Raw genomic sequence first — 24,702 nt, forward strand, 5'->3', positions numbered from 1 at the left:
TAAAGAATAATATGACATAATGATGGCTAAAGTCTGCTGTTTTTTTACTCTTTTATTACAAATTGTTTGCTTCTGATCACTGATTGTTCACAACTCGTGATTTCTGTCATTAATATACTTAATTCTAAAATTCTTATCTTTGCAAAAATTTTATTCTCACTTAAAACGTTTATAGCATGCAACTGTATAACACCTTAAGCGCAGAAGAAAGAGCTCAACTTATTGATGAAGCCGGTAAAGACCGTCTTACTTTGTCTTTCTATGCGTATGCCAAAATCGAAGACCCCAAAAAATTTCGCGACGAATTATTTATAGCCTGGAATGCCCTTGATGCGCTTGGCCGTATTTATGTTGCTACGGAAGGCATCAATGCTCAGATGAGTGTTCCTGCAGATCAGTTTGAGGCTTTTCGAGATACGCTGGAAGTGTATGACTTCATGAAAGGAATCCGTTTGAACGTAGCGGTAGACCAGGACAATTACTCTTTTTTAAAATTAACCATAAAAGTCAGAAACAAAATTGTTGCTGACGGTTTGAATGATGAGACTTTTGATGTTACCAATAAAGGTATTCACTTAAAAGCTCAGGAATTCAACGATCTCCTTGAAGATCCCAATACGATCGTAGTAGACTTCAGAAATCACTACGAAAGTGAAGTAGGACATTTCGAAGGAGCTATTACTCCGGATGTGGAAAACTTCAGAGAAAGTTTACCGATTATCAACGAGCAGTTACAGGATTTTAAAGAAGATAAAAATCTGTTGATGTACTGTACCGGAGGAATCCGTTGTGAAAAAGCCAGTGCTTACTTCAAACACCAAGGGTTTAAAAATGTTTATCAGTTAGAAGGCGGAATTATTGAATATACCCGCCAGATCAAAGAAGAAGGAATAGAAAGTAAGTTTATCGGTAAAAACTTTGTATTTGACCACCGTTTGGGAGAAAGGATTACTGATGATATCATTGCCCAGTGCCACCAGTGTGGAAAACCTTGTGATAATCATACCAACTGTGCGAATGATGCTTGCCACCTATTGTTTATCCAGTGTGATGACTGTAAAGCAGCCATGGAAAACTGCTGTTCTACAGAATGTCTGGATACGGTGCATTTACCTTGGGATGAGCAGCTAAAATTAAGAAAAGGACTGCAGGTTGGAAACAAAGTATTCAGAAAAGGAAAATCGGATGCTTTGAAATTCAAAAATTCAGGGGATTTAACTGATAAGCCTTTAGCGAAAGCTGAAACGAAAAATATCCGTCAAAAGATTGCTGTTAAAAAAGAATTGATCGGGAAGGCGGAACATTACTTCTCAAAATCAAAAATTGCACAATTTTTAATTGAACATAAAGATCTGTCAGTAGGAGATAAAGTATTAATTTCCGGTCCTACAACTGGTGAGCAGGAAGTTACTATTACTGAAATCTATGCGAACGGAGGTCCTTGTGAAACGGCAAATATTGGAGATCAGATTACCTTCGAGCTTCCATTTAGAGTTCGTTTATCTGATAAACTGTACAGAATTGTGCAAAACGCATAATCCTGAATAAGCGATAAAGCTGCAAAAGCTTATCAGGTAAAAATTATTTCAGTTCAAATAACTTAATAATTATGCTAAAAGCTGAGCTTAGAAAAAAATACACTCAAAAAAGAAAAGCCTTGTCTCCTGATGAGGCTTTCTTGTTATCAGAGAATATTTTCGAAAATTTCATTCATTATTTCAATCCGAAAGAATCGGAAAAAGTACATGTTTTTGTCCCAATTCCGGTAAGAAAGGAAATTGATACTCAAATCTTCATACATTATTTTCTGGCTCATAATATCCGTGTTTATGTGCCTAAAATTGTAGGGGATCAGCTTATTAATATAGAAGTTTTTGAAGAAACGGTCTTTGAGATCAATAACTGGGGGATTTCTGAGCCTGTTTCCAATGAAGATTCCGGTGAGAATGCATTTGATTATGTGATTACCCCTTTGTTATATTGTGACCAAAAAGGAAATAGGGTAGGATATGGCAAAGGGTTTTATGATGGACTGTTTCAAAATGTATCCGCTGAGACCAAAAAAATCGGAGTCAATTATTTTGACCCCGATGAATATGTGGATGATGTCTGGGAAAATGATATTTCCCTGGACTATTTGGTTACTCCTACTAAAGTACTGTCATTCTTAAGCGGTTTGGAATAAAAATCTAAAAAGTAAAACTTAAATTCTTTTTTAAGCTTGGAAGTTGAAAGCAGGATGTATTGTGCGTTCTTTTCAAAACTTCCCAAAGACTTGTTTTTATTGTCAAAGTACTCCACATTGAACTTGGCGTAGTCTAAGGTGTCCTTTTTATAGAATTCTTTATACACATTCAGGTTGCTGACTTTTGCTGATTTTGCTTTCAGGCTGTCCAGTTCCTTCAATAACCTTTTAAACGTCAGAGAATCCGGTTTATGGAAATAACTTTCCATTTGTGAGTAAATAACCGTATCTATTTCTGTATTTCTGTTTCCACTAAGGTATAGGGTAGACAGGTCCAAAAGTTCCTGAACTTTTTGTTTAGTAATGGAATTGATTGCCTGCATGCTGTCCATTTGTACCGCAGGATAGCTTTTTTCATTGTTGCTGTTTCGTAGTTTATCGAGGTCGCTTACCTCTGAGGTTTTATTATTACAAGCAATAAATAATGTCAGAAGCACGGTGAAAATTAAAAAATTACTTATTCTTTTCATCTGTGGTAGCAATTTTAAATTTGATGGATACAATCTTACCTTTGTTATCCTTTTTCATTTCTATTACATTCAGGTTTTTCAGAGAAGTGGTAGGTGTAGTTACCAATGTGATATATTTCTGCTTATTCAGGCTTTCTATACCATACGTATCATTGTCATAAACCTGGTAGATTACAGCGTTATTACTGATCAGGTTTTCCAGCTGATTTCTTTTCTGCTTAATAAGAGCAACCTGTTCATCAGGATTTCCTCCTTTAATGTCTTTTATAGAGAAATAATAGACAGCCATCTTATAATCATCCGGTTTTAGCTCGATTTTTTCTTCTTCCGGAGCATTTTCAAGATTTCGATTTACCTCCAGAGGCTCATAGAAAGGAGCACTGATTCGCATTTTTAAATTTTTATCCTTCGTAGAATAATAAAAACACTCGCCCGGCTTTATTTTATACATCAACGGAGACTCATTTTCTTTCACTACCATTATTTCCAATGTATTGATGACGGAAACTCCTCTGTCTTTATCAATGAAACAATATTTGTAAGTTTTTGAAAAAAGTACATCCTTAAATCCTAAAAGACCGGTAATGGTAATCAAAACGGAAGTAACAAGTGCCCAGGCATTCTTTTTGAAGAAATTTTTCTTAGGCGGAACCGATGAAATTTCAATTTCATTAGTTGTTGTGTTGTTTTTTGTAACGTTTTGATTATCAGTATTTGGTTTTTGTAAATCAGTGTTTTGTGGGGTGTTTATTTCGGGTTTTTTAGGCTGAATTTCTGTTTTTGGAAGTTCAGGCGCTGCAGAAACTGTTTTTTCTAGTTCGTTGATTTCTTCTTCCTCAAGATTTTCATTTTCCAGTAATAATTCACCGGCAAAAAGATGTTGTTTTTTGAATTCATACCAAGAGTCATAACCCGTATAAATACTCAATAAATTGAGCATATCTATTCTAGGCAATTTAGTAACAGGTGAAGTTTTAAAATAGGTGTAAAATGACTTTTCACTGATGTTACCTTTTGCTTTTTTCCGCAGGTCTTCCTGGAAATATATAATATCTATACCTTTCCACTTGGAGATATCATCCTGTGAAGGGGTATATTCTTTTAAGTATTGACCCTGAACTTCCTTTTTTAGCTGTTCAAAGTGTAATAGATCTAAATCTGTCAATTTTTCAAAAAATAATTAAATTGTTGATTATCAGCTATGTTTTTTTGTAAAACTATTTTACAAAGGTATTACAATTATTTTTCATAGACAAATTTTCTAACTGCTCTACCTTTGTCTTGTTCAAATAACAGAACAGAAGAAAATTTTATAAAACAATATTAACAAAATTAAATTTAATTTATTATGAAAAAGTCATTATTCGTAGCTGCTATCGCTGCAATCTCTCTAGTTGCTTGTAAAAAAACTGAAGCTACTGCTACTGAAGGTACAACTGATTCTGCTGCTGCTACTGTAGCTGATTCTGCTGCTGTAGTTTCTGATTCAGCTGCTAAAGTTGTTGATTCTGCTGCAACTACTGCTGTAGAAGCTACTAAAGATGCTGCTGCTGCTACTACTGCTGCTGGTGCTGAAGTTGCTAAAGATGCTGCTAAAGGAGCTGCTGACGCTGCTAAAGGAGCTGCTGATGCTGCTAAAGGAGCTGCTGATGCTGCTAAAGATGCTGCTAAGAAATAATTCTAGCATACGCTTAACATAAAAGAACCGTTTCACCCAGTGAAACGGTTTTTTTGTGCCTAGTCATTGCGAGCCGAAGGCGAAGCAATCTTATATTATAAAAAGGATAAACTATTATTTATCCTTTCTTCTGTTTCAAAGACTCATAACAGGTAATAGCAACAGCATTACTCAGGTTCAAAGAATCAATACTTCCGGCCATCGGAATTAATGTGTTTTTTCCCTTTCCGATCCAGAAATCGCTTAATCCCGAATGTTCTGTACCAAATAATACTGCCGAACGTTGTCTGAAATCTCTTTTATAAAGGTCTTCAGCACTTTCATCCATGAGCGTAGTGTAGATATTGAAACTATTCTTTTGCAGGAATTCCAATGTTTCTTCATTTTCAGCCTGATATACTTCCATTCCAAAAAGACATCCTACACTGGATCTGATTACATTAGGGTTGTAGAAATCGGTTTTTCCGTCAGCAACAATCAATGCATCTACGCTAAATGCTTCACAGCTTCTTAAAATAGCACCAAGATTTCCTGGTTTTTCTACTCCTTCCACAATAATTACTGTAGAATTTTCTTTAGGAATAAATGAAGAAAGTGGCGTTTCTTTAGCATGGTAGATCCCGATAATCCCTTCAGAACTTCCTCTGTACGCTATTTTTTCATATACTTTTTCACTTACATAATGAATTTTTCCACCGGGAAGGGTTCCTTTAAAAATATTTTCACAGATAAAGAACTCCATCGGTTCAAAATCATACTGCATGGCTCTTTCATTTTCCTGTTGGCCTTCTACTACAAAAACTTTTGATTTTTTACGAAACCTGTTGTCAGTAAGGAGCTTAGTGACATTTTTTATTTTATCGTTTTGAAAACTTTCTATCAACATTCCGCAAAATTATGCAAAATTTATGATTGAACTTCCCTGGTTTTCATAAAAAGCCTTTTCCATTTAACTTCAAATGGAATTTATTTTTCTTTTTAAACAAAACTTAAATCTGAACTTTCTGTGGTAAACTACTTCTTTATGAGGTTTAGCTGTCTGACGGTTCAATAAGATTACTGTTATCGATAAGACTCTGAGGCAGCTCTTTTTTGTTTTTGATTCCTAATGACTTCAGCTTTTGAGTTTGGGTAATGAGATTGTCATTTCCGGTGTGAAGTTGTTTGTAGGCATCATTATATACATTCTTTGCCTGATCCAGATTTCGCCCTACTTTTTCCAGATTTTCCACAAAACCTACAAATTTGTCATACAGTCTTGCTCCGCGATCAGCAATTTCTATAGAATTTCTATTCTGATATTCACGTTTCCAAAGATCAGCGATCAGTTTAAGAGAAGTAATCAGATTGCTTGGATTAAGCAGAAGTATTCTTTTTTCATAAGCATAGTTCCATAGATTATGATCAGCCTGCATGGCTGCAATATAAGCTGGTTCACTAGGAATAAACATCATGACGAAATCCATAGACTTGTCGTAGTCGTCATAAGCTTTTTGACTTAGCTGTGAAATGTGGTTTTTGATAGATCCAAGATGCTGGCTTAGCTTTATGGCATACACGTCCGGATCGGTTTCGTCTACCAAATCTGTAAAGGCAGTCAGGGATACTTTGGAATCGATGATGACATTTCTTTCATCCGGATATTTTATCACTGCATCGGGGCGCATTTTTTTTCCGGAGAATTCGGAGAATAAAGCGTTGTTGTCTTCATCACGTAGCTCATGTTCCAGAAAATATTCTCTTCCTTTTACCAGCCCGGATTTTTCAAGAATGCTTTCAAGGATCATCTCACCCCAATTTCCCTGAGTTTTGCTTTCTCCTTTCAGAGCTCTGGTCAGTTTTTTGGCATCATCAGAAATCTGTTGGTTCAGCTCTGCCAGTTCCTTTACTTTTTCTGCGAGGGAGAAACGTTCTTTATTTTCCTTTTCGTAGGCCTCGTTGACTTTATTTTTTAAATCAGCAATTTTCTCCTGAAAAGGTTCCAGAATGTTTTTTAAATTATTCTGATTTAAAGTGGTGAATTTCTCTGTTTTTTCTTCTAAAATTTTGTTGGCAAGGTTTTCAAACTGAAGTTTTGAATCCTCCTGGATCTTGATAATTTCTTCTTTCTGGGTGTCAAGAGATTTTTGTAGACCTTCATTCTTTGCCGAAAGTTCTGAGTTTTTTGCAAAAATAGACTGCTTCTCAAGAATATGGGTTTCTATCTGTGTGGTTTGTCTTTGATTGGTTTGTTTTAATTCCTGAAACTGAGTATTTAAAGAAGAATATTCGGCAGAAATTTTAGAAAATTCATTTTTCAAATCATCCAAATGGTCCTGCTGAAGGATATTGGCTTCCTTCTCTTTATTGATATTTTGATTAAGTTCCTGAATCTTAAGATTAGAATTTTCAAGATCAGACTGGTTTTTAATAGATAAGGTATTCAGCTCGTCATAAGAACGCCTTGAAACCATTGATGATTTCAGTGCAAAATATAATATAACAGCGCCCAGTACACCACCGGCAACCAACCCAATAATTAAATATATCATCTCCATCTTCCAAAATTATGAAAAAAGGCTGGAAGAAATATGTTGGAAGTCACTTTTGGACAAGGAAGAACTGATTATTTTTTTTAAATTAATTTCAATGTTTTTAAAAGGTGAATAAAATGAGCAACAATTGTTTTATACAATTCTATTACCTCTCTCTTCCAGCTTCCAGCCTCCTTTCTTAATTAGATTACTTATATTTATAGGAAATTTCAGAGACTTATGAATATTTTGTTGGTAGAAGATGATCAAAGAATCAGCAATTTCCTGATAAAAGGTCTTTCCGAGGCTGGCTATCACATGACGCTTGCAGATTCCGGGGAAAAGGCTCGTGAACTTCTTCATACCTATGATTTCGATATTATTTTAATGGATATCATGCTTCCCGGACTGGATGGGATGCAGCTTACCCAGATTATTAGATTTAAAGGAAATTATACTCCGATTTTAGTTTTAAGTGCCTTGAACAGTCCGGATGACAAGATCAAAATGCTGGATATGGGTGCTGATGATTATTTATCTAAACCTTTCCATTTTGAAGAACTGATTTCAAGGATTAAAGCTTTAACAAGACGCAATAAACTGAGCTATCAGAAAGAAGACCAGTATCTGTCATGTGGAAATATCACCATTGATACAGACCTTCATAAGGTTACCCAGAATGATAAGGAAATTGAGTTTTCCCCTACAGAATACAAGCTTTTCACTTTCCTGATGGAGAATAAAAATAAAGTGCTGAGCAGAACCCAGATCTTACATAAGGTGTGGGGAATTGATTTTGATAATACAACGAATGTAGTAGATGTTTATATTTCCTACGTACGTAATAAGATTGATGAAACAGAACAGAAAATAATCCATACGGTGAAAGGAACCGGCTATTTGATTAAAGACTGAAAATGACTCTCAGAAACAGGTTTACCCTTATTTCAAGCCTTTCGTTCGGCATTGTTTCTATCATCACATCTGCGGTGATATTCTTTGCTTATTATGACAGTACCAAGATTTTTTATTTTGAAAAGCTTAGAAATACGGCTCTTATTTCTGCTATTTATTACCTTGAAAAAGATGAGCTTCCAAAAGACCGTCATGCCCAGATCAAAAAAGAATATAATCACCTGATTCAGAATAACAGGGTAGCGGTTTACAATCAGAATAACGAAGTTACCTTTGGACATAATGTGAATGATAAGAATATAAAGCTTTCTCATTTGCAGGCTGTCCGAAATAATAAAGGAATCCAGTTTATGTCTGATAATCAATTCTACTATGGAATTTTTTATCCGGATAATCAGGGGGATTTCGTAGTTTTTGTAAAATCATCAAACGATTCTTTTCAATCACAGATATTGAGGCTTGCCATTATCATGCTTTCTGTATTGGTCGTTGGTTTGCTGGCGATTTATTTTCTGAGCAGGTATCTTTCAAAGGTGGTTTATAAACCTATTTCCAATGTTGTAGAACGTATTAATAAAGTGGATTACAATAATATTTCTACAGCAATTACTTCTACCAATACCAATGATGAAATTGAAGATCTTATAAAATCTTACAATAAACTGTTGGGAAGGATTTCTGAAAATGTTCTCTTACAGCAGAATTTTATTAATTATGTCTCTCATGAGTTTAAAACTCCGCTGGCAGCAATTTCCGGAAACCTGGAAGTTTTTGCTCAAAAGGATAGAACTCCGGAAGAATATAGAGAAGTGGCAAAAGAATCATTAGATCATGTTTACGAGATTGAAAATATTTTAAACAATCTTCTGCTGATGTCCGGAATGTCTAAACTGGAATCTTCTCATAAACTGATGAGAGTGGATGAGTTGATCTGGAAAATCTATGAGAAATTAGAACCGAAAGCAAAAGAAAACAATTCATCCATTAAAATACAGCTTCAGGTAACAAAACCTACTTTGCTGGAATTTCCAGGAAATGAAACTCTGCTATATTTAGCCCTATATAATATTGTTGAAAATGCGATCAAGTATTCCTATGATAAACCTATAGTGATCATATTATCGGAAAAAAGATATAGCCAGTTGTATATTGAAGTAAGAGATGAAGGAAGGGGAATCCCACCAGATGATCTTATGAAAATAGCTGAGACTTTTTACAGGGGAAAAAATGTAGATTCTGTAAAAGGCAGTGGAATTGGTTTATCCCTTTCTAAAAGTATTTTTGATCATCATCATATTGCAATGAAAATTGATTCCGAGGTTAATGTCGGAACAAATGTTCTTCTTGAATTTCCAGCTCATTCTTGATTTTTTCTCCCACGGATTTCCCAGATCTCGCAAATTGATGATTTTAGATTCATTTTAAATCTTAAAAATTTGTCTCATCCGTGAAATCTGTGAGAGATTTGAATATTCAATAGGAGCGGGTTTTAACCCGCTTACAAAATACAATCGAAATCCTTAGGCTTCAGCCAAAACATATTAATTCAACACACTTCCCAGGAATAAAAAAAATTCTAATCAAACTCTAATGTTGAACTAACCGAATTCTAATTTTGTTTAGAATTCCCTCTAATATTAGCGGGATAGCTTTGTGGTCTTAAAATAAGACATCTTGAAGAAGCTATTTTTTACCCTATTTTATATTCATTGTTTCAGTTTCTTTTCAGCACAGATTTCAGATACCCTGAAAATCGGCAGAAAGGAAGCTGAAACTATTTTTCTGGCTAAAAACCTTGATTTGATTGCACAGAAGCTTGAGATTTCCCAAGCTGAAGCCCGTACTGTTCAGGCAAAATACTGGCCTAATCCTAAATTAAGTATCAGTGAAGTTAACTTATGGAGAACTTATGATATTGAAGAACAGCCGGCACTGATCGGAAACTGGGGAAAGAATACCCAAATCTCTGCTGAGATAGAGCAGGTGATTCAGACGGCAGGAAAAAGGCGAAAAAATATCGAGCTGCAGAAAATAGAAGTGGAAGGCGAGAAGTACGAGCTGCAGGAAGTTTTACGTGAGCTTAAAAAGACACTCAGAAATACCATTACAGAAATCCTGTACAATCAGGAACAGCAGAAAATTTATCAGGGACAGATTGCTTCCATTGAGAAGCTAACAAAATCTTATAATAATCAACTGAATTTGGGAAACATCAGTAAAGCTGAATATGTCCGCCTAAAAGCACAGGAAATTGAATTTAAAAAGAAGCTGATTTCATTAAAACAGGAAATCGAAGATCAGCAGGCAGAGCTTAAAGCTTTATTGATGCTGCCTTCCCAGTCTTATCTGGTTATATCGGATTCATTTGTGATGCCTGAAAAACAACTTTCTGAATTAGAGGTTGCTCAATGGATGGAAAAAGCAAAAGAAAACCGTCCTGATATCATGATTTCAAGGAATAAAGAAAAGCATGCAGCTAAAAATCTGGAGATTCAAAATGCTATGAAAACTCCCGATGTCGCCGTTTCTATTGGCTATGACCGCGGAGGAAATATCATGAAAGATTTTATAGGATTAGGGGTTTCTATGGATCTTCCCATTTTCGACCGCAACAAAGGAAATATTCAGGAAGCTAAGCTTGAAATTGAGAAAAGCAAACTTGAAACCCGCAAAAACATGCTGAAGTCTGAGAATGAAATTGTCTCTGTTTTCAGAAACTATATCCGTACCCAACAGGTTTCAGAAGAAATTGATGGAAATTATGAATCTACACTGGACGGCTTACTGGTAAGTCATGAGAAAAATTTCAGACTACGAAATATCAGCATGCTGGAATACATGGATTTTCTGGATACCTATATCGGAAATAAAATGATCATTCTGGATACTAAAAAAGAACTTAATCAATACTACGAAAACCTGCAGTATGTTGTAGGACAAGATTTATAAGATATGAACAAAAATATTACCCAATACATTGCTGCAGCTTATCTGTCTGCCCTCATGATTTTTACAGGCTGCGCCGGAAAAGAAGAAAATAAAGAAGCTGATAAAGTTTACTGCATCAGCAAAGAACTTAAAAAAGATATTAAGCTGGTTAAAGCAGAAATGCTTCCCATAGAAGAAAGTATTACCCTTACCGGAGAGGTGGAAAGTAATTCAGATAAAACGGTTCCCTTTGTAAGTCTTGTGGACGGAGTGGTGATTGATACCTATTTCTCTCTTGGCGATTATGTGAAAAAGGGACAAACCCTGGCAAGTATAAAAAGTACGGCTGTGAATGAAATGCAGGATGATACCCAAACCTTACAGGCACAGTTGGCAGTAGCCAAAAGAAAACTATCCTCTGTAGAAGCCATGTATAAAGATGATATTGCTTCACAGAAGGATTTACAGGAAGCCCGTTCCGAAGTTGCCATTTTGCAATCTAATATTTCCAAGACACAGAAAAATATGCAGTTGTATTCTGCAGGAGGAAATACCATTCAGATAAAAGCTCCGGCAGACGGCTATGTTATTTCAAAGAATATTGCTAAAGGGATGCCTGTTACTGCTGGTGGAGATCAGCTGTTTACGATTTCGAATCTGGATAAAGTCTGGGTGATGGCTAATGTATACGCAACCAATATGAGACATGTTTATGTAGATCAGCCTGTAGTGGTAAAAACACTGGCCTATCCGGATGACAGCTTTTCAGGAAAGATCAATAATATTTCCCAGGTTTTCAACGAAAATGAAAGGGTTCTCAAAGCCAAGATCATTATGGATAATAATGGAATGAAGCTAAGACCAGGAATGTCTGCAGATGTTGTATTGCCCGTTAACTCACAAAACAAAAGTGCATTGGCTATTCCTGCAAAAGCTTTGATTTTTGATAACAACCAAAGTTATGTAGTGGTTTACAAAAAGGACTGTGAACTTGAGATAAGACCCGTGACGGAAATAGCTTCCAACAGTCAGTATATTTATGTAGAAGGGAATTTAAAGCCAGGTGAAAATGTGATTGCTTCCAATGGATTGCTGATTTATGAAAACCTGAAAAACCAATTAAATAACTCCACGAAGTAATGCGAAAATTTGTACAGAATATAGTTTCCTTCTCTTTAAAAAACTCATTGATTGTTCTTCTGGGAACTTTCCTGTTGCTGGCCGGAGGAATCTATTCTTATTTACATACCCCCATTGAAGCTTTTCCGGATGTTACCAATACCAGAGTAAGAGTCATTACCCAATGGCCTGGAAGAAGTGCTGAAGAAATAGAAAAATTTGTCACCTTACCTATTTCCAAGGAAATGAATGCCATCCCGAATAAAACTTCGGTGCGGTCTATTTCCCTATTTGGATTATCAGTGGTGACTGTTATTTTTGATGATCATGTCAATGATTTTTATGCACAGCAGTATGCATCCAATAAACTCGGAAATGTAGAACTTCCTGCCGGGGCAGAATATAGTATTGAACCTCCGTCCGGAGCTACCGGTGAAATTTACCGGTATATTATCAAGAGTAAACTTCCCATCAAAGAAGTGACGGCTATCCAGGATTGGGTGGTAGAACGAGAATTGCTGGCGGTTCCCGGAGTTGCTGATGTGGTAAGCTTTGGTGGTGAAGAAAAGACCTATGAAATAAAAATTAATCCTACGGAATTACACAATTACGACCTTTCCCCCCTGGATGTGTATGAAGCGGTTTCGAAGAGTAATATTAATGTAGGAGGAGATGTAGTGGCAAAAGGTGATCAGGCTTATGTAGTGCGGGGGATTGGTCTTTTGGAGAAAAAAGAAGATATTGAGAATATTCAGATCGAGGTAAAAGGTTCTACCCCTATTTTGGTAAAGCATGTTGCTGAAGTAAAAATTTCGGCAAAACCAAGATTAGGACAGGTAGGATATAACAAAGAAAATGATGTCGTAGAAGGAATTGTCATCATGCTTCGTGGCGAAAATCCAAGCGAAGTGATTGCGAGACTGAAAGACAGAATAGAAGAGTTGAACGGAGGAGAACTTCCCGGTGATGTTCAGATTGTTCCGATCATTGACCGTACAGAATTGGTAAATACTACTGTTCATACCGTTTCCAAAAACCTTATTGAAGGAGTTATTCTGGTTTCCATCATTGTATTTATATTCCTTTACAACTGGAGAACAACTTTTATTGTAGCATCGGTAATTCCTTTGGCTTTCTTATTTGCAATTATTATGTTGAAAATTCAGGGACTTCCCGCTAACCTGATTTCTATGGGAGCGCTGGATTTCGGACTGCTTCTGGAAGGAACGCTGGTCATTGTAGAACATGTCTTTGTTGCCCTCGAGCTTAAAGCAAAAAAAATAGGCCTGCGGAGATTCAACAAAATTTCGAAACTGGGAATTATTAAGAAAAGTGCCGGAAGTGTAGCAAGTTATATTTTCTTTGCCCTGTTGATTCTTATCGTTGCCCTGATGCCGATTTTCTCTTTCCAGAAAGTGGAAGGAAAAATGTTCTCACCGTTAGCATTTACGCTTGGATATGCGTTGTTAGGATCATTGATCTTAAGCTTAACCTACGTTCCGGCAATGTGTAAACTGTTACTGACTAAAAATATTGAAGAGAAAGAAAACTTTATCTCGAGATTCTTCAGAGTCAATATCTACAGAATCTATGAGTTCAGCGACCGTCACAAAAAAGGATTCATGATTGGCTTTGTTGCTTTACTTGCTATTTGTGGATGGAGATTTTCAAATTACGGATCTGAATTTTTACCAAAACTGAACGAAGGAGCCATCTATGTGAGAGCAACTCTTCCCAACAGTGTCAACTTGGATGAATCTGTACGGTTAACCAAAGAAATGAAGGAGATTCTCATGAAATATGATGAAGTGAAATTTGTCATGACCCAGACAGGCCGTCCCAATGACGGAACTGATCCCACCGGATTTTTTAATATTGAATTCAACATTCAGCTGAAGCCGGAAAATGAATGGAAGAAAAAAATATCCAAAGAAGAACTCCTCGAAGAAATGAGAGTTTCTCTTGAAAAGTATCCTGGTATCAACTTTGGATTCAGCCAGCCAATACAGGATAATGTGGAAGAATATGTAGCAGGAGTAAAAGCCCCGCTGGTGATTAAGATTTTTGGGAATGATCTTTTCGAACTTGAAAATTATGCCAATAAAGTTGCCAATTCCATCAGAACAGTTCCGGGAATATCCGATGTGAATGTTTTTAAAAATATTGGATTGCCGGAATTGAGAATACAGCTTCATGATTCTAAAATGGCCAAGTATGGAGTTTCCACAGCAGATGCACAAGCGGTTATCGAAATGACGATTGGCGGGCAGGCTGCTACTAAGTTTTATGAAGAAGAAAGAATGTTCGATGTCATGCTGAGATTTGAAAAAGATTACAGAGATACTCCGGAAAAGATGGGGAATATTCTCATCCCGACTCAGGATAATAAAAAAGTTCCGTTGAAAGAAATTGCAACGATTGATTATTATACAGGACCGTCATTTATTTACCGCGAAGGAAACAGCAGATACATCGGAGTTGGATTTAATATTGAAGGGCGTGACCTGGGAAGTACCATCAAAGAAGCAAAAGCAAAAGTAGAGAAAGAAGTAAAACTTCCGAAAAACCATAAAATGACCTGGGCCGGAGAATTTGAAAGCAAAGAAAGAGCTGCAAAACAGCTGGCAATGGTAGTGCCGATCTCTTTAGTGCTTATTCTGATGCTGTTGTATTTCAACTTTGGAAACATAAAAGATACACTGATTTCTTCCATTACATTGGCATTTGCGTTTATCGGAGGATTTTTATCCCTTTGGTTTACGGGAACCATCTTCGGAATTTCAGCGGGAATTGGTTTCATCATCCTTTTTGGTGTTGCAACGATAGATGGTATCGTTCTGATTGGAGTGATGAAAGAAAATCTCCAAAACAGAATGTCCTTGAAAGAATCCATTGCAGAAGGAGTGAAGAGTAGAATTCGTCCAGTGGTGATGATTGCCCTGATGGGATCTATGGGACTTCTTCCCGCAGCGATGTCAAACGGAATGGGTTCAGAAATTCAGAAACCTTTAGCCATTATGATTGTTGGAGGATTGATTGTCTGTATGCTGCTGTCCTTTACAATACTACCTATTATTTTCCATTATGCTTATCGTAAAAAGCATAAAGGAGCAATATAGTTTCTTTTATTTTGTTCATTATGAGGCCGGGATCCGTGAGGAAGATCCCGGCCTTTTTTTGTTAAGTATTCTTTGTAGACTCCAAAATCTCAATATTCTTCACCACATCACTGCTTTCACATTTTTTAAGTTCTTTTAAAAGGACAGGAGCGAGGATCTTCGGGTTCAGAATTTGTGTAGCGACTTTTGCTGCGGCATAATCTACAATATCGGTTACAGATTCTCTCAAGAAAATTGGAGTATTGCATGCAATGACTGCTGTTGCCCATGAGGTGTCTCTTGCTTTGGAAATTGCAAAATCAAGTACCACATTATCCTTTCCGTTAGAGAGTTGGTCAATAAGGTCTACGGGATAACAGATTTTGTTTAAAGAATTCTGCACGTTCTGATTAATAGAAGCAATGACATTATTAATATTTTCAAAATCTTTTTTCAAAGGATTTATTTTCCGGTAAGGCATTATGGTCGCTGCAGAAATACCCAGATCCAGATTGATGTGAGCATTCATACCCAAAAAAATATGCTGCAAAATCAACAGATTTTTGTTTTTAGCCGCTTCAAATGCAATGTACCATGAATTGGTGCATCTTTTTCCTTTGCTGTAGCTTTCCCATGCCTGAAGGTATCTCTGTGCAAAAGCAATGTCGAGCAATGTCATTCTGGGGTTGTCTTCAAACTTTTTTTGCTGAATGCCTTTCAGAACCTGGGCTGTCATGATTCGGTAGGTACAGGCAAAATATCCTGCCGGACTTTGATTTTCTTTACACCAGATAATGATTTCATCCAGTTTTTTCAGAACTTCCTCAATGGTTTTCATGGTAGATTTTTATTTAAAGATATTGAGAAATTATTATTACAGTATAATATTGCATGTTTTTTAATTAATTCCCTTATATATGATTTATGTCATTTTGGCTTTGGGTACAAAGAGGTAAGTTTACAGACTTAAAATAAAAATATGAAAAAACTAAGTTTCTTGTTTGCCAGTATTATATTACTGTTTGCAGCTTCTTGCTCTACTGATGAGCTTGAAAATCCTAACCTAAATGAAAACTCAAAAAAAAATTCAGGGAGAAATTTTGCTAAAAGCGCTGGTGATGGTATCTATGATGTCTTAGGATACGGTTATAATGCCACGGGGGAATATGCTAATTCTAACTCTGCAGGATATCAGGTGATTGATATTGAAAAATTTAAAACCGAACAGGCAGGTAGGTTGATCACTGATAATGTATTCTCTCAGGAATATCTTGAAGAATATGGTGAAAATGCTGAAGCTTACTCAAAAATGGTCTCTACGAAAGTAGGAGCTTCAGCTGGATTTTCTTTATTTAAAAAACTTATTTCGGTTACTTTTAGTTCTGCAGTTAGCAACACTACTACTAATAAATTTGATGCGAAGTATATTTATGGGAGTTATAATCTTTTAATTAAACAAAGAAGATTTAGATTTAATGCTACTCCTGTCTTATTATCCGATTATTTGACACCGGAGTTCTCCAGTGATTTACAGAATAACAGCCCTGCGCAGATTGTAAATGATTATGGAACCCACGTTGCAGTTGATATTTATACCGGAGCTAAGTTAGATGTTATGTTTCAATCTGAAACTACCAATCAAAGCCGTGAAAAAGCAGCTAGAGTTGGAGTTAAAGTTGGGGTAAAGAGTATTTTTGATGCCAATGTTGATAATGACATCGATACTTCAGAATCAAGTAAAAACTTTTCTAGAAAATTATCCTATAAAACCAGAGGTGGAGATCCATCGAAGAGTTTGGTGGGAGAGCTAAACCTTGACCAGTCAAATCCTAAAATTAATATTTCAAGCTGGCAAAACAGTTCAACACCAGCTAATGCAGTGTTGGTAGAATTTGGAAGTAATGGTTTGATCCCTCTTTATGAATTTATTAAAGATCCTGTAAAGAAAGCTCAGTTAAAAGCTTATATAGATCAATATTTAATTGATAATCAGGTGAGACTGGATTATACCAATACTGCAAACCTTGTGAATGGTAATTTTGTTAGAAATCCTGCTACCAACCAGATATTTTTTATGTTTGAAAATAAGCTGAGATATATTCAAAGTCCTATGACTCTTTACGGATTGTTTAATATTACCAGCGGCGAAATCGCGACTGTGAGTCCAAGTAATTTGTCAACAGTAGAGCGCGGGGCGGATTTAACACCTGATAATGATCTTAAACAGGATAATTATACCAATAAAATATATATGAGGGAAGGTAATACTTTAAGATATATTCCTAATCTTGGTATCTATAATAAATATCGATTTAATAATAATGCGGTTAAAAAGATAAACGGTACCAATGGTTATATCATCGGCAGCGATATTTTTTAATGTAAAATTATAATTGTAAAAAAAAAAGAGACTGTCAGAAAACAGTCTCTTTTTTTATTCATCAGATTACGGGGTGATGATAATCGGATCTGGAAAAGGTTCAAGAACCAATGGTTTGCACATGGCTGCCGGCTGACAGGTTCCTCCCATACATATAAAATTAGTCATAGTAGTGGTGCCGTCAGGACATCTGATCATGCCTTCACCGTGGCATCCTCCAGGACATTCTGCAGGATAAAGAGTTCCTCCGAATACATTTTTCAAATCTGTTCTTAAAAGTTTTGTTAAGTTCTTTTTCATGGTTTAATTTTTAATTATGGTGTTGGTTTATAACTTGTTTACAGTGAGTTATGTAAGTTATATTGCTTTTGAGCTAAAATAATTAAATTAATTCATCGGTACAAGAGGTATTTCTTAAAACAATTATTTTTTTAACGATAATGATCTGAAATTCAGAAATTTTAAAAATAAATTGTATATTTAATTCAACGTAAAGAGAAATAAAAAGAGGAATCCGAAAATCTTCAAGAGTAGGAAACTAAATTAAACTAAATTAATCATGAAAAATCTAAAAAGTTTAAACAGAAAAGAATTAAAAACTGTTTTGGGTGGTGCGGCATTAGCTTGTGAAACCCCTGTAGATGGAGGATGTCAGCCAGGATATATTTTCTGCAGCAACCCTTACTGTTGTTATCCACCAAGAAAACCGTATATCTGTCTTGACTAACAAGAAATAGTAAGGTCGTCTTTTAAAGGCGGCCTTTTTACTTTTTACTCTTCGTATAAGAAATAAACCTGATTTTATTTTCATTAATTTCAAGAATCCTTGGATTGGGGTGCTGAAGATAAATCTTCTGATAATTTTCTGACTTTTTTATAATTAAAGGATCATCGGAAAAAAGATCTTTGTCAATTTCCTGTATCGTATAGAATTTGTTGTCTCGGAGTTCCGAAATTGTAACTTGATTAGTATCGTAATGTAATAAAATTGAATATAATTTTTGCTTATAGACAAAGCTTGACATAATTAGAGTCCCAAAGGACTCTATCAGTTTTTTTGTTCCCTTTGATGAGTGAGATTCATATTCCCTTGTAATAATGTCAGGATAATAAACCGGAATTTTAGTTGCCTGTTCCATTTTTTCAGGATCGATAACTTCCATGATATCAGAGCTTCCAGAAAGATGTGACAAAGAATTTGAGATATAATACTTATTATTAATTCTATTTACAGAAACTGGACAGGTTGCTCTTGCGTTATATATTTTGTTTGTTTTTTTATTTTTAAAATAAACAGTTCCTCCCCATTCTCCGGAACAGGTTTTCCATACTTCATATATTGTATCACTGTAGAGTAATCTTGGATGAGGTAAGTTTTTTATTTTTTTTAAATCTTCAACAATATCTCTGTCAACTTTTTCAGTGGTAAATTCGAAAAAGGACGGCCCTTTTGTACAGCCTGTCATTAATAATAAAAAGAAAAGCACAAATGGAATTCGTGCTTTATATTGTTTAAGGATTTTCTTTTGCAACTTCATCATGATGTTTAAGATACAAAGGCAGGGCAGCAGAACCGTACCAGGAGAATATTTCATAACTGAAAACACCAGCCTGAACTGCAGGATCTGTTTTTACCCATTGTTCGGCTTCTTCTTTAGATTTGGTATTGAAAATAAACATGCCGCGGTAGTTTTCTTTATTCTTTTCGAGGAAAGGTCCGGCGACAACAATTTTACCTTCATCTGCCAGTTTCCCGATATTGGTCATGTGGCCTTTCATGAGTTCACCCATTTTGGCTTTATCTTCAATCTTAGCGGTGCCTGTTGTCAGCATGACAATAGTATAAGGTTTCATTCCATATTTGTCAGCCCCTAAAGAGGTTGCCAGTTCCTGATTGTATTTAGGTTTATCTGCTTTCTTTTCCTGAGCAAAAGATAATGCTGATATGAGGAGACCTGCGATGAGTAAAGTTCTTGATTTCATCTTGTTTTATTTTGATAAATATAATAAAATCTTAAAGATTTCTAAATTGAATTTCAAATGATGATATGATACAAAAAAACCTCGATGGATACGAGGTTTATCTTATTGTTCAGATGAGTTTATTTTAATCTTTTATTCTTAAAAATTCTTTCGCCAGTTCAATCATCTTTGGATCGCCTGTGTATTTACCATGTTCGTCAGAAAGTTTTACAGTAGGAATCCATTCTTTATTGGGAGCCTGTACACCGATGAGTTTCATCACAATGTTCATTGGTTTTAATCCCACATCATTGGTAAGGTTGGTTCCGATTCCGAATGAGATCCCAATTTTTCCTCTGCAGTAATTGGTGATTTCTTCTACTTTTTCAAGATTTAATGCATCAGAAAAAATAATATATTTAAACATAGGATTGATGCCATTTCTTTGATAGTGTGCAATTGTTTTGTCTGCAAATTCTAAAGCATCACCACTGTCATGACGTACCCCATCAAAAAGTTTTGCAAATTTTTTGTCAAACTGCTGGAAGAAAACATCGGTAGTATAAGTATCAGACAAGGCAACTCCAAGATCACCTCTGTAAACATCTACCCAATGTTCCAGTGCCATTTCATTGGCCATTTTGAATCCATATTCAGCAGCATGGAACATAAACCACTCGTGTGCGTGTGTTCCGATAGGTTTTACACCATACTTCATAGCAAAATGAACATTTGAACTTCCGATAAAAGTTGATTCTTTTTTCTGGGTCAAAGCTTCCATCACCAGATTCTGTACCTTATAAGAATGTCTTCTTCTGGTTCCAAATTCTGCAAATGTTACTCCAAGTCTGCCTAGTGAATCTGCTTTTTCTATCGTCTTGCTCATGACGACCTCATTAGAATCTCTTTCCATGTGGTTCATTTCATAATGAAGCTCGCTGATCAGTGCAAGCAATGGTACTTCCCAAAGGATGGTTCTGTACCAAAGACCTTCCACCGTAACGGAAAGATCGCCTCCTTCCTGGTGTATTTTTACTTCAGATGGATCATAATGGTACCCTTCTAAAAAATCAAGATAAGGAAGATCGATATAAGGACAGGTTCTCGCCATGAACTTTTTTTCGTCTTTTGTAAGCTTAAGTTCGGCCATCTTATTAACAGCTTCTCTTAAAGCTGCATCAAATCCATCCGGAAAGTGGTGTTTTCCCCTGTTGATAAATTCATATTTTACAATAGAACCCGGGAATAGTTTTACCACCGCATTCTGCATGGTTATTTTATAGAAATCATTATCGAGAATAGAGTTTAATCTTACGTCCTTCATAATATGTGTCATTTTAACGCAAATATAAAAATAAAAAATAAAAATCGCCTAAATGTAAGGCGATTTTTTTGAAATATTTCCATGCTTTTGATGGAGTTATTTTCCAAGATAAGAATTGTACATCCAAACTTCTTTCTCCTGTTCCGTAATATAGTCGCTCATCTGAGAGTTGGTCCCTTCATCTCCAGCTTTATCTGTAATGTCTAAAAGTTCTCTCTGGAGATCAATGACTACTTTAAATGAATTTAGAATCTGCTCAACACTTTTAGTACCGTCTGTCACTTCTTTACTTTCTTTAATGGTTGCTACCTTTAAATAATCGGAATAATTATGTGCAGGAGTAGCGCCCAGGGTAAGAATTCTTTCTGCGATTTCATCAATCTTTAAAACCAGACTGTTATACAATTCTTCAAACTTTGGGTGAAGGGTGAAGAACTGTTCTCCTTTAATATTCCAGTGAGAACCTCTGGTGTTCTGATAGAATACAGAATAGTTCGCTAACAGTACATTTAATTTTTCTGAAATGTTTTTACAGTCGGCTTCTTTAAGGCCAATAATACTTGCATTTTTCATATGTATATATTTATTTTTTTAAGGTCTTATACCATCACAGCTTCCATTAAGTATAGGAAGAAGCTTTGTTGATGTGATGGATCGTTTATCATTTTATCTACTTCAAATTTACGAAATATCGTGCCGAACTCCTCTAATTATTAATAGATGATAACTATAAGAAAGTTTTTTAATATAGTTTGGATATATCGGTGAAGGAGTCCGGAATCTGTTTACAATGAAAAATTTTATACATCATCTTTAAAAAGATAAATTTCATAATTATTTAATATCCATTTTTTAAAGCTCCGGAATATAAATTTTTCGGTCTCTTTTCCGCATGTAGATTGTACTTCCATAATGGTACTTATGAAATGGGATTGATTTGGGATGTAAGTATTTGATTTTAATTTTTATATAAGTGTTTGCAGATTAAAAAAATATTACTATTTTTGCACCCTAAAATAAAAAGCAATTAAATGCCTACTATTCAACAATTAGTAAGAAAAGGAAGAGCCACGCTTGCCAAGAAGAGCAAATCGGCTGCCCTTGATTCTTGTCCACAAAGACGTGGTGTATGTACGAGAGTATATACAACTACACCTAAGAAACCTAACTCTGCACTTAGAAAAGTAGCAAGGGTAAGACTTTCTAACGGTAAAGAAGTTAATGCCTATATCCCGGGCGAAGGACATAATCTTCAAGAGCACTCGATAGTATTGGTTAGAGGCGGAAGGGTGAAAGACCTACCGGGAGTACGTTACCACATCGTAAGAGGTGCATTAGACACCGCTGGTGTAAATGGAAGAACTCAGAGAAGATCTAAGTACGGAGCTAAGAGACCTAAACCAGGACAAGCAGCTGCTGCACCTGCAAAAGGAAAGAAAAAATAATCATTAAATAAGGTACAAAAGCAATGAGAAAGACAAAAGCGAAAAAAAGACCGTTGTTACCAGATCCGAAATTTAATGATCAATTGGTAACGAGATTCGTAAACAACTTAATGCTTGACGGTAAGAAGTCAATCGCATTCAAAATTTTCTATGATGCACTAGAGATCGTAGAAACTAAAAAAGGAGATAACGAAAAAACTGCACTTGAAATCTGGAAAGATGCACTTACAAATGTAATGCCTCACGTAGAAGTACGTTCTAGAAGAGTAGGTGGAGCTAACTTCCAAATCCCTATGCCAATCAGAGCTGATAGAAAGATTTCTATGGCAATGAAATGGTTAATCAAATATTCTAAAGCTAGAAATGATAAGTCTATGGCTTTGAAATTAGCTAACGAAGTTGTAGCTGCTTCAAGAGAAGAAGGTGCTGCTTTCAAAAAGAAATCTGATACTCACAAAATGGCGGAAGCTAACAAGGCTTTCTCACACTTCAAATTCTAATCTGAAATGGGAAGAGATCTTAAATTTACAAGAAATATTGGTATCGCTGCTCACATTGATGCAGGTAAGACTACCACTACAGAAAGGATTCTATTCTATACAGGGGTAAACCACAAAATTGGAGAAGTTCACGATGGTGCTTCTACAATGGACTGGATGGAGCAGGAAGCAGAAAGAGGTATTACTATTACTTCTGCAGCTACCACTTGTTCTTGGAACTTTCCAACAGATCAAGGAAAACCTGTTGCTGATACAAAACCTTACCACTTCAACATCATTGATACACCGGGACACGTTGACTTCACAGTAGAGGTAAACAGATCTTTAAGAGTATTAGATGGATTGGTATTCTTATTCTCTGCAGTAGATGGAGTAGAGCCTCAGTCTGAAACAAACTGGAGACTTGCTGACAACTACAAAGTTGCAAGAATGGGATTTGTAAACAAAATGGACAGACAAGGTGCTGACTTCCTTAACGTGGTAAACCAGGTTAAAGAGATGTTAGGATCTAATGCAGTTCCAATCGTTTTACCAATCGGTGCTGAAGAAGATTTCAAAGGTGTTGTTGACTTAATTAAAAACAGAGCGATCATCTGGGATGAAGCAGGACAAGGAGCTACTTTCGAAGTAGTGCCAATTCCTGAAGACATGAAAGATGAAGTTCTTGAATACAGAGAGAAATTAGTAGAAGCTGTTTCTGAATATGACGAAACTTTGATGGAGAAATTCTTCGAAGATCCGGATTCAATTACAGAAGAAGAAATTAATGCTGCATTGAGAGCTGCTACTATCGATTTATCTATTATCCCAATGACTTGTGGTTCTTCATTCAAGAACAAAGGAGTACAGTTTATGTTGGATGCAGTATGTAAATACTTGCCTTCTCCATTGGATAAAGATGATATCAAAGGTACTGACCCAAGAACAGATGCTGAAATTACAAGAAAGCCATCTGTAGATGAGCCTTTCTCTGCTCTAGCATTTAAGATTGCTACTGACCCGTTCGTGGGAAGATTAGCATTCTTCAGAGCATACTCTGGAAGACTGGATGCTGGTTCTTATATCTTGAACACTCGTTCAGGAGATAAAGAAAGAATCTCTAGAATCTATCAGATGCACGCTAACAAGCAAAACCCAGTAGAATATATTGAAGCTGGTGATATTGGTGCAGCAGTAGGATTCAAGTCTATCAAAACTGGTGATACAATGTGTGACGAGAAAAACCCAATCGTTCTTGAATCGATGGTTTTCCCTGATCCGGTAATTGGTATCGCTGTTGAGCCTAAAACTAAAGCTGACCAGGATAAAATGGGTAACGCTTTAGCTAAATTGGCTGAAGAAGATCCAACGTTTACGGTTAGAACTGACGAAGCTTCTGGACAAACGATTATCTCTGGTATGGGTGAGCTTCACTTAGATATCATTGTTGACCGTATGAAGAGAGAGTTCAAAGTTGAAGTAAACCAAGGACAACCTCAGGTAGAGTACAAAGAAAACTTAACAAAAGTTGCTCAACACAGAGAAGTTTACAAAAAACAATCTGGTGGTAAAGGTAAATTTGCTGACATTGTATTTGAACTAGGACCTGCAGAAGAAGGTAAAATTGGTTTAGAATTCATCAATGAGATCAAAGGTGGTAACGTTCCTAGAGAATTTGTTCCTGCAATTGAAAAAGGCTTTAAAGCTGCAATGAAAAACGGTCCTTTGGCTGGTTTCGAAGTTGAAGGTATTAAAGTTATTCTTAAAGACGGATCTTTCCACGCAGTGGATTCTGATGCTCTTTCATTTGAAATGGCTGCTAAATTAGGATTTAAAGAAGCGGGACGTGCTGCTAAGCCAGTAATTATGGAGCCTATTATGAAACTGGAAGTTGTAACTCCAGAAGAATATATGGGTAACATCATTGGTGACCTTAACAAAAGAAGAGGTACTATCAGTGGTCAGGAAGAGAAAAACGGTGCTGTTGTAATCAAAGGTTCTGTTCCACTTTCTGAAATGTTTGGATATGTAACTACTCTAAGAACACTTTCATCAGGAAGAGCTACTTCTTCTATGGAATTAGAGAAGTACCAAGCTACTCCACAAAACGTTGCTGAAGAAATCATAGCTAAAGCAAAAGGTTAAT

Annotated in this window: 23 protein-coding genes; 13 read left to right on the forward strand and 10 right to left on the reverse strand. The window is 35.9% G+C overall.

Annotation, left to right across the window (positions count from 1 at the left end; all coding sequences use genetic code 11):
• The first annotated feature begins 176 nt into the window (after nt 1–176).
• Both CQ022_RS15930 and CQ022_RS15935 read left to right on the forward strand, forming a co-directional pair.
• Complete coding sequence (locus tag CQ022_RS15930; RefSeq protein WP_105683301.1) at nt 177–1,538, forward strand: rhodanese-related sulfurtransferase; 1,362 nt, start codon at nt 177–179, stop codon at nt 1,536–1,538.
• A gap of 71 nt (nt 1,539–1,609) precedes the next feature.
• A complete protein-coding gene (locus CQ022_RS15935) occupies nt 1,610–2,185 on the forward strand; it encodes a 5-formyltetrahydrofolate cyclo-ligase (protein WP_105683302.1) in 576 nt (191 codons plus the stop codon).
• Here the strand turns inward: CQ022_RS15935 and CQ022_RS15940 are convergent.
• Both CQ022_RS15940 and CQ022_RS15945 read right to left on the reverse strand, forming a co-directional pair.
• Nucleotides 2,134–2,715: a hypothetical protein gene (locus CQ022_RS15940; RefSeq protein ID WP_105683303.1), complete on the reverse strand. Its 582-nt coding sequence runs from the start codon at nt 2,713–2,715 to the stop codon at nt 2,134–2,136. The genes CQ022_RS15935 and CQ022_RS15940 overlap by 52 nt on opposite strands.
• The gene (locus tag CQ022_RS15945) at nt 2,699–3,880 is read right to left on the reverse strand and encodes a hypothetical protein (protein WP_105683304.1); all 1,182 of its coding nucleotides are present in this window, start codon (nt 3,878–3,880) and stop codon (nt 2,699–2,701) included. The genes CQ022_RS15940 and CQ022_RS15945 overlap by 17 nt, the downstream gene beginning before the upstream one ends.
• Before the next feature lie 183 nt (nt 3,881–4,063).
• On the opposite strand from CQ022_RS15945, the gene CQ022_RS15950 reads away from it, so the two are divergent.
• Entirely contained in the window at nt 4,064–4,393 is a 330-nt protein-coding gene (locus tag CQ022_RS15950; protein WP_034694620.1) for a hypothetical protein, read from the forward strand.
• 118 nt (nt 4,394–4,511) lie between these two features.
• Here the strand turns inward: CQ022_RS15950 and CQ022_RS15955 are convergent, their stop codons facing one another.
• Entirely contained in the window at nt 4,512–5,279 is a 768-nt protein-coding gene (locus CQ022_RS15955) for a TrmH family RNA methyltransferase (protein WP_105683305.1), read from the reverse strand.
• Nucleotides 5,280–5,424: 145 nt separating this feature from the next.
• On the reverse strand, nt 5,425–6,930 hold the full coding sequence (gene rmuC, locus CQ022_RS15960) for a DNA recombination protein RmuC (RefSeq protein WP_105683306.1): 1,506 nt from the start codon (nt 6,928–6,930) through the stop codon (nt 5,425–5,427).
• A 216-nt stretch (nt 6,931–7,146) separates the two neighbouring features.
• On the opposite strand from rmuC, the gene CQ022_RS15965 reads away from it, so the two are divergent.
• The 5 genes from CQ022_RS15965 to CQ022_RS15985 all read left to right on the forward strand — a co-directional run bounded on the left by CQ022_RS15965 (nt 7,147) and on the right by CQ022_RS15985 (nt 14,987).
• Nucleotides 7,147–7,821 carry a response regulator transcription factor gene (locus CQ022_RS15965; RefSeq protein ID WP_105683307.1) on the forward strand — a complete coding sequence of 225 codons (675 nt, stop codon included), beginning with the start codon at nt 7,147–7,149 and terminating at the stop codon, nt 7,819–7,821.
• Nucleotides 7,822–7,823: 2 nt separating this feature from the next.
• The gene (locus CQ022_RS15970; protein ID WP_105683308.1) at nt 7,824–9,188 is read left to right on the forward strand and encodes a sensor histidine kinase; all 1,365 of its coding nucleotides are present in this window, start codon (nt 7,824–7,826) and stop codon (nt 9,186–9,188) included.
• A 307-nt stretch (nt 9,189–9,495) separates the two neighbouring features.
• Nucleotides 9,496–10,770 (forward strand): TolC family protein, encoded by a 1,275-nt coding sequence (locus CQ022_RS15975; protein WP_165791671.1) that lies wholly within the window; start codon nt 9,496–9,498, stop codon nt 10,768–10,770.
• Nucleotides 10,771–10,773: 3 nt separating this feature from the next.
• Nucleotides 10,774–11,889 (forward strand): efflux RND transporter periplasmic adaptor subunit, encoded by a 1,116-nt coding sequence (locus CQ022_RS15980; protein ID WP_105683310.1) that lies wholly within the window; start codon nt 10,774–10,776, stop codon nt 11,887–11,889.
• Nucleotides 11,889–14,987, forward strand: a complete 3,099-nt coding sequence (locus CQ022_RS15985; protein ID WP_105683311.1) for an efflux RND transporter permease subunit — start codon at nt 11,889–11,891, stop codon at nt 14,985–14,987. The genes CQ022_RS15980 and CQ022_RS15985 overlap by 1 nt, the downstream gene beginning before the upstream one ends.
• Nucleotides 14,988–15,048: 61 nt before the next feature.
• Here CQ022_RS15985 and CQ022_RS15990 read toward each other — a convergent pair whose 3' ends face one another.
• Nucleotides 15,049–15,804: a DUF5995 family protein gene (locus tag CQ022_RS15990; RefSeq protein WP_105683312.1), complete on the reverse strand. Its 756-nt coding sequence runs from the start codon at nt 15,802–15,804 to the stop codon at nt 15,049–15,051.
• Nucleotides 15,805–15,945: 141 nt separating this feature from the next.
• On the opposite strand from CQ022_RS15990, the gene CQ022_RS15995 reads away from it, so the two are divergent.
• Complete coding sequence (locus CQ022_RS15995) at nt 15,946–17,346, forward strand: MAC/perforin domain-containing protein (RefSeq protein ID WP_105683313.1); 1,401 nt, start codon at nt 15,946–15,948, stop codon at nt 17,344–17,346.
• Nucleotides 17,347–17,412: 66 nt separating this feature from the next.
• Here CQ022_RS15995 and CQ022_RS16000 read toward each other — a convergent pair whose 3' ends face one another.
• Entirely contained in the window at nt 17,413–17,646 is a 234-nt protein-coding gene (locus tag CQ022_RS16000) for a hypothetical protein (protein WP_105683314.1), read from the reverse strand.
• A 259-nt stretch (nt 17,647–17,905) separates the two neighbouring features.
• Between CQ022_RS16000 and CQ022_RS22995 the strand changes: the two genes are divergently transcribed.
• Complete coding sequence (locus CQ022_RS22995; RefSeq protein ID WP_165791672.1) at nt 17,906–18,073, forward strand: bacteriocin-like protein; 168 nt, start codon at nt 17,906–17,908, stop codon at nt 18,071–18,073.
• 37 nt (nt 18,074–18,110) lie between these two features.
• Here CQ022_RS22995 and CQ022_RS16005 read toward each other — a convergent pair whose 3' ends face one another.
• From CQ022_RS16005 to CQ022_RS16020, 4 genes are all read right to left on the reverse strand, one after another.
• A complete protein-coding gene (locus CQ022_RS16005) occupies nt 18,111–18,878 on the reverse strand; it encodes a hypothetical protein (protein ID WP_123864450.1) in 768 nt (255 codons plus the stop codon).
• A complete protein-coding gene (locus CQ022_RS16010; protein WP_105683316.1) occupies nt 18,859–19,329 on the reverse strand; it encodes a YciI family protein in 471 nt (156 codons plus the stop codon). Before CQ022_RS16010 ends, CQ022_RS16005 begins: the two co-directional genes overlap by 20 nt.
• 124 nt (nt 19,330–19,453) lie before the next feature.
• A complete protein-coding gene (pncB, locus tag CQ022_RS16015; protein WP_105683317.1) occupies nt 19,454–20,632 on the reverse strand; it encodes a nicotinate phosphoribosyltransferase in 1,179 nt (392 codons plus the stop codon).
• 96 nt (nt 20,633–20,728) lie between these two features.
• On the reverse strand, nt 20,729–21,205 hold the full coding sequence (locus CQ022_RS16020) for a Dps family protein (protein ID WP_105683318.1): 477 nt from the start codon (nt 21,203–21,205) through the stop codon (nt 20,729–20,731).
• 458 nt (nt 21,206–21,663) lie between these two features.
• Between CQ022_RS16020 and rpsL the strand changes: the two genes are divergently transcribed.
• The 3 genes from rpsL to fusA are packed head-to-tail and all read left to right on the forward strand — an operon-like array spanning nt 21,664 to nt 24,701.
• Entirely contained in the window at nt 21,664–22,077 is a 414-nt protein-coding gene (gene rpsL, locus CQ022_RS16025; RefSeq protein WP_002983146.1) for a 30S ribosomal protein S12, read from the forward strand.
• Between the two features lie 23 nt (nt 22,078–22,100).
• Nucleotides 22,101–22,577 carry a 30S ribosomal protein S7 gene (rpsG, locus tag CQ022_RS16030; protein WP_034694654.1) on the forward strand — a complete coding sequence of 159 codons (477 nt, stop codon included), beginning with the start codon at nt 22,101–22,103 and terminating at the stop codon, nt 22,575–22,577.
• A gap of 6 nt (nt 22,578–22,583) precedes the next feature.
• Nucleotides 22,584–24,701 carry an elongation factor G gene (gene fusA / locus CQ022_RS16035; RefSeq protein ID WP_105683319.1) on the forward strand — a complete coding sequence of 706 codons (2,118 nt, stop codon included), beginning with the start codon at nt 22,584–22,586 and terminating at the stop codon, nt 24,699–24,701.
• Nucleotide 24,702: the final 1 nt, after the last annotated feature.

Source organism: Chryseobacterium culicis, assembly GCF_002979755.1.
In the GTDB taxonomy this organism is placed as follows: domain Bacteria; phylum Bacteroidota; class Bacteroidia; order Flavobacteriales; family Weeksellaceae; genus Chryseobacterium; species Chryseobacterium culicis_A.

Excerpts from the sequence above, each read along its gene's own strand:
- CQ022_RS15930 (WP_105683301.1), top strand. The coding sequence starts at position 177 with ATGCAACTGTATAACACCTTAAGCGCAGAAGAAAGAGCTCAACTTATT.
- CQ022_RS15935 (WP_105683302.1), top strand. The coding sequence starts at position 1,610 with ATGCTAAAAGCTGAGCTTAGAAAAAAATACACTCAAAAAAGAAAAGCC.
- CQ022_RS15940 (WP_105683303.1), bottom strand. The coding sequence starts at position 2,715 with ATGAAAAGAATAAGTAATTTTTTAATTTTCACCGTGCTTCTGACATTA.
- CQ022_RS15950 (WP_034694620.1), top strand. The coding sequence starts at position 4,064 with ATGAAAAAGTCATTATTCGTAGCTGCTATCGCTGCAATCTCTCTAGTT.
- CQ022_RS15955 (WP_105683305.1), bottom strand. The coding sequence starts at position 5,279 with ATGTTGATAGAAAGTTTTCAAAACGATAAAATAAAAAATGTCACTAAG.
- rmuC (WP_105683306.1), bottom strand. The coding sequence starts at position 6,930 with ATGGAGATGATATATTTAATTATTGGGTTGGTTGCCGGTGGTGTACTG.
- CQ022_RS15965 (WP_105683307.1), top strand. The coding sequence starts at position 7,147 with ATGAATATTTTGTTGGTAGAAGATGATCAAAGAATCAGCAATTTCCTG.
- CQ022_RS15970 (WP_105683308.1), top strand. The coding sequence starts at position 7,824 with ATGACTCTCAGAAACAGGTTTACCCTTATTTCAAGCCTTTCGTTCGGC.
- CQ022_RS15980 (WP_105683310.1), top strand. The coding sequence starts at position 10,774 with ATGAACAAAAATATTACCCAATACATTGCTGCAGCTTATCTGTCTGCC.
- CQ022_RS15985 (WP_105683311.1), top strand. The coding sequence starts at position 11,889 with ATGCGAAAATTTGTACAGAATATAGTTTCCTTCTCTTTAAAAAACTCA.
- CQ022_RS15990 (WP_105683312.1), bottom strand. The coding sequence starts at position 15,804 with ATGAAAACCATTGAGGAAGTTCTGAAAAAACTGGATGAAATCATTATC.
- CQ022_RS15995 (WP_105683313.1), top strand. The coding sequence starts at position 15,946 with ATGAAAAAACTAAGTTTCTTGTTTGCCAGTATTATATTACTGTTTGCA.
- CQ022_RS16000 (WP_105683314.1), bottom strand. The coding sequence starts at position 17,646 with ATGAAAAAGAACTTAACAAAACTTTTAAGAACAGATTTGAAAAATGTA.
- CQ022_RS22995 (WP_165791672.1), top strand. The coding sequence starts at position 17,906 with ATGAAAAATCTAAAAAGTTTAAACAGAAAAGAATTAAAAACTGTTTTG.
- CQ022_RS16010 (WP_105683316.1), bottom strand. The coding sequence starts at position 19,329 with ATGAAATCAAGAACTTTACTCATCGCAGGTCTCCTCATATCAGCATTA.
- pncB (WP_105683317.1), bottom strand. The coding sequence starts at position 20,632 with ATGAAGGACGTAAGATTAAACTCTATTCTCGATAATGATTTCTATAAA.
- CQ022_RS16020 (WP_105683318.1), bottom strand. The coding sequence starts at position 21,205 with ATGAAAAATGCAAGTATTATTGGCCTTAAAGAAGCCGACTGTAAAAAC.
- rpsL (WP_002983146.1), top strand. The coding sequence starts at position 21,664 with ATGCCTACTATTCAACAATTAGTAAGAAAAGGAAGAGCCACGCTTGCC.
- rpsG (WP_034694654.1), top strand. The coding sequence starts at position 22,101 with ATGAGAAAGACAAAAGCGAAAAAAAGACCGTTGTTACCAGATCCGAAA.
- fusA (WP_105683319.1), top strand. The coding sequence starts at position 22,584 with ATGGGAAGAGATCTTAAATTTACAAGAAATATTGGTATCGCTGCTCAC.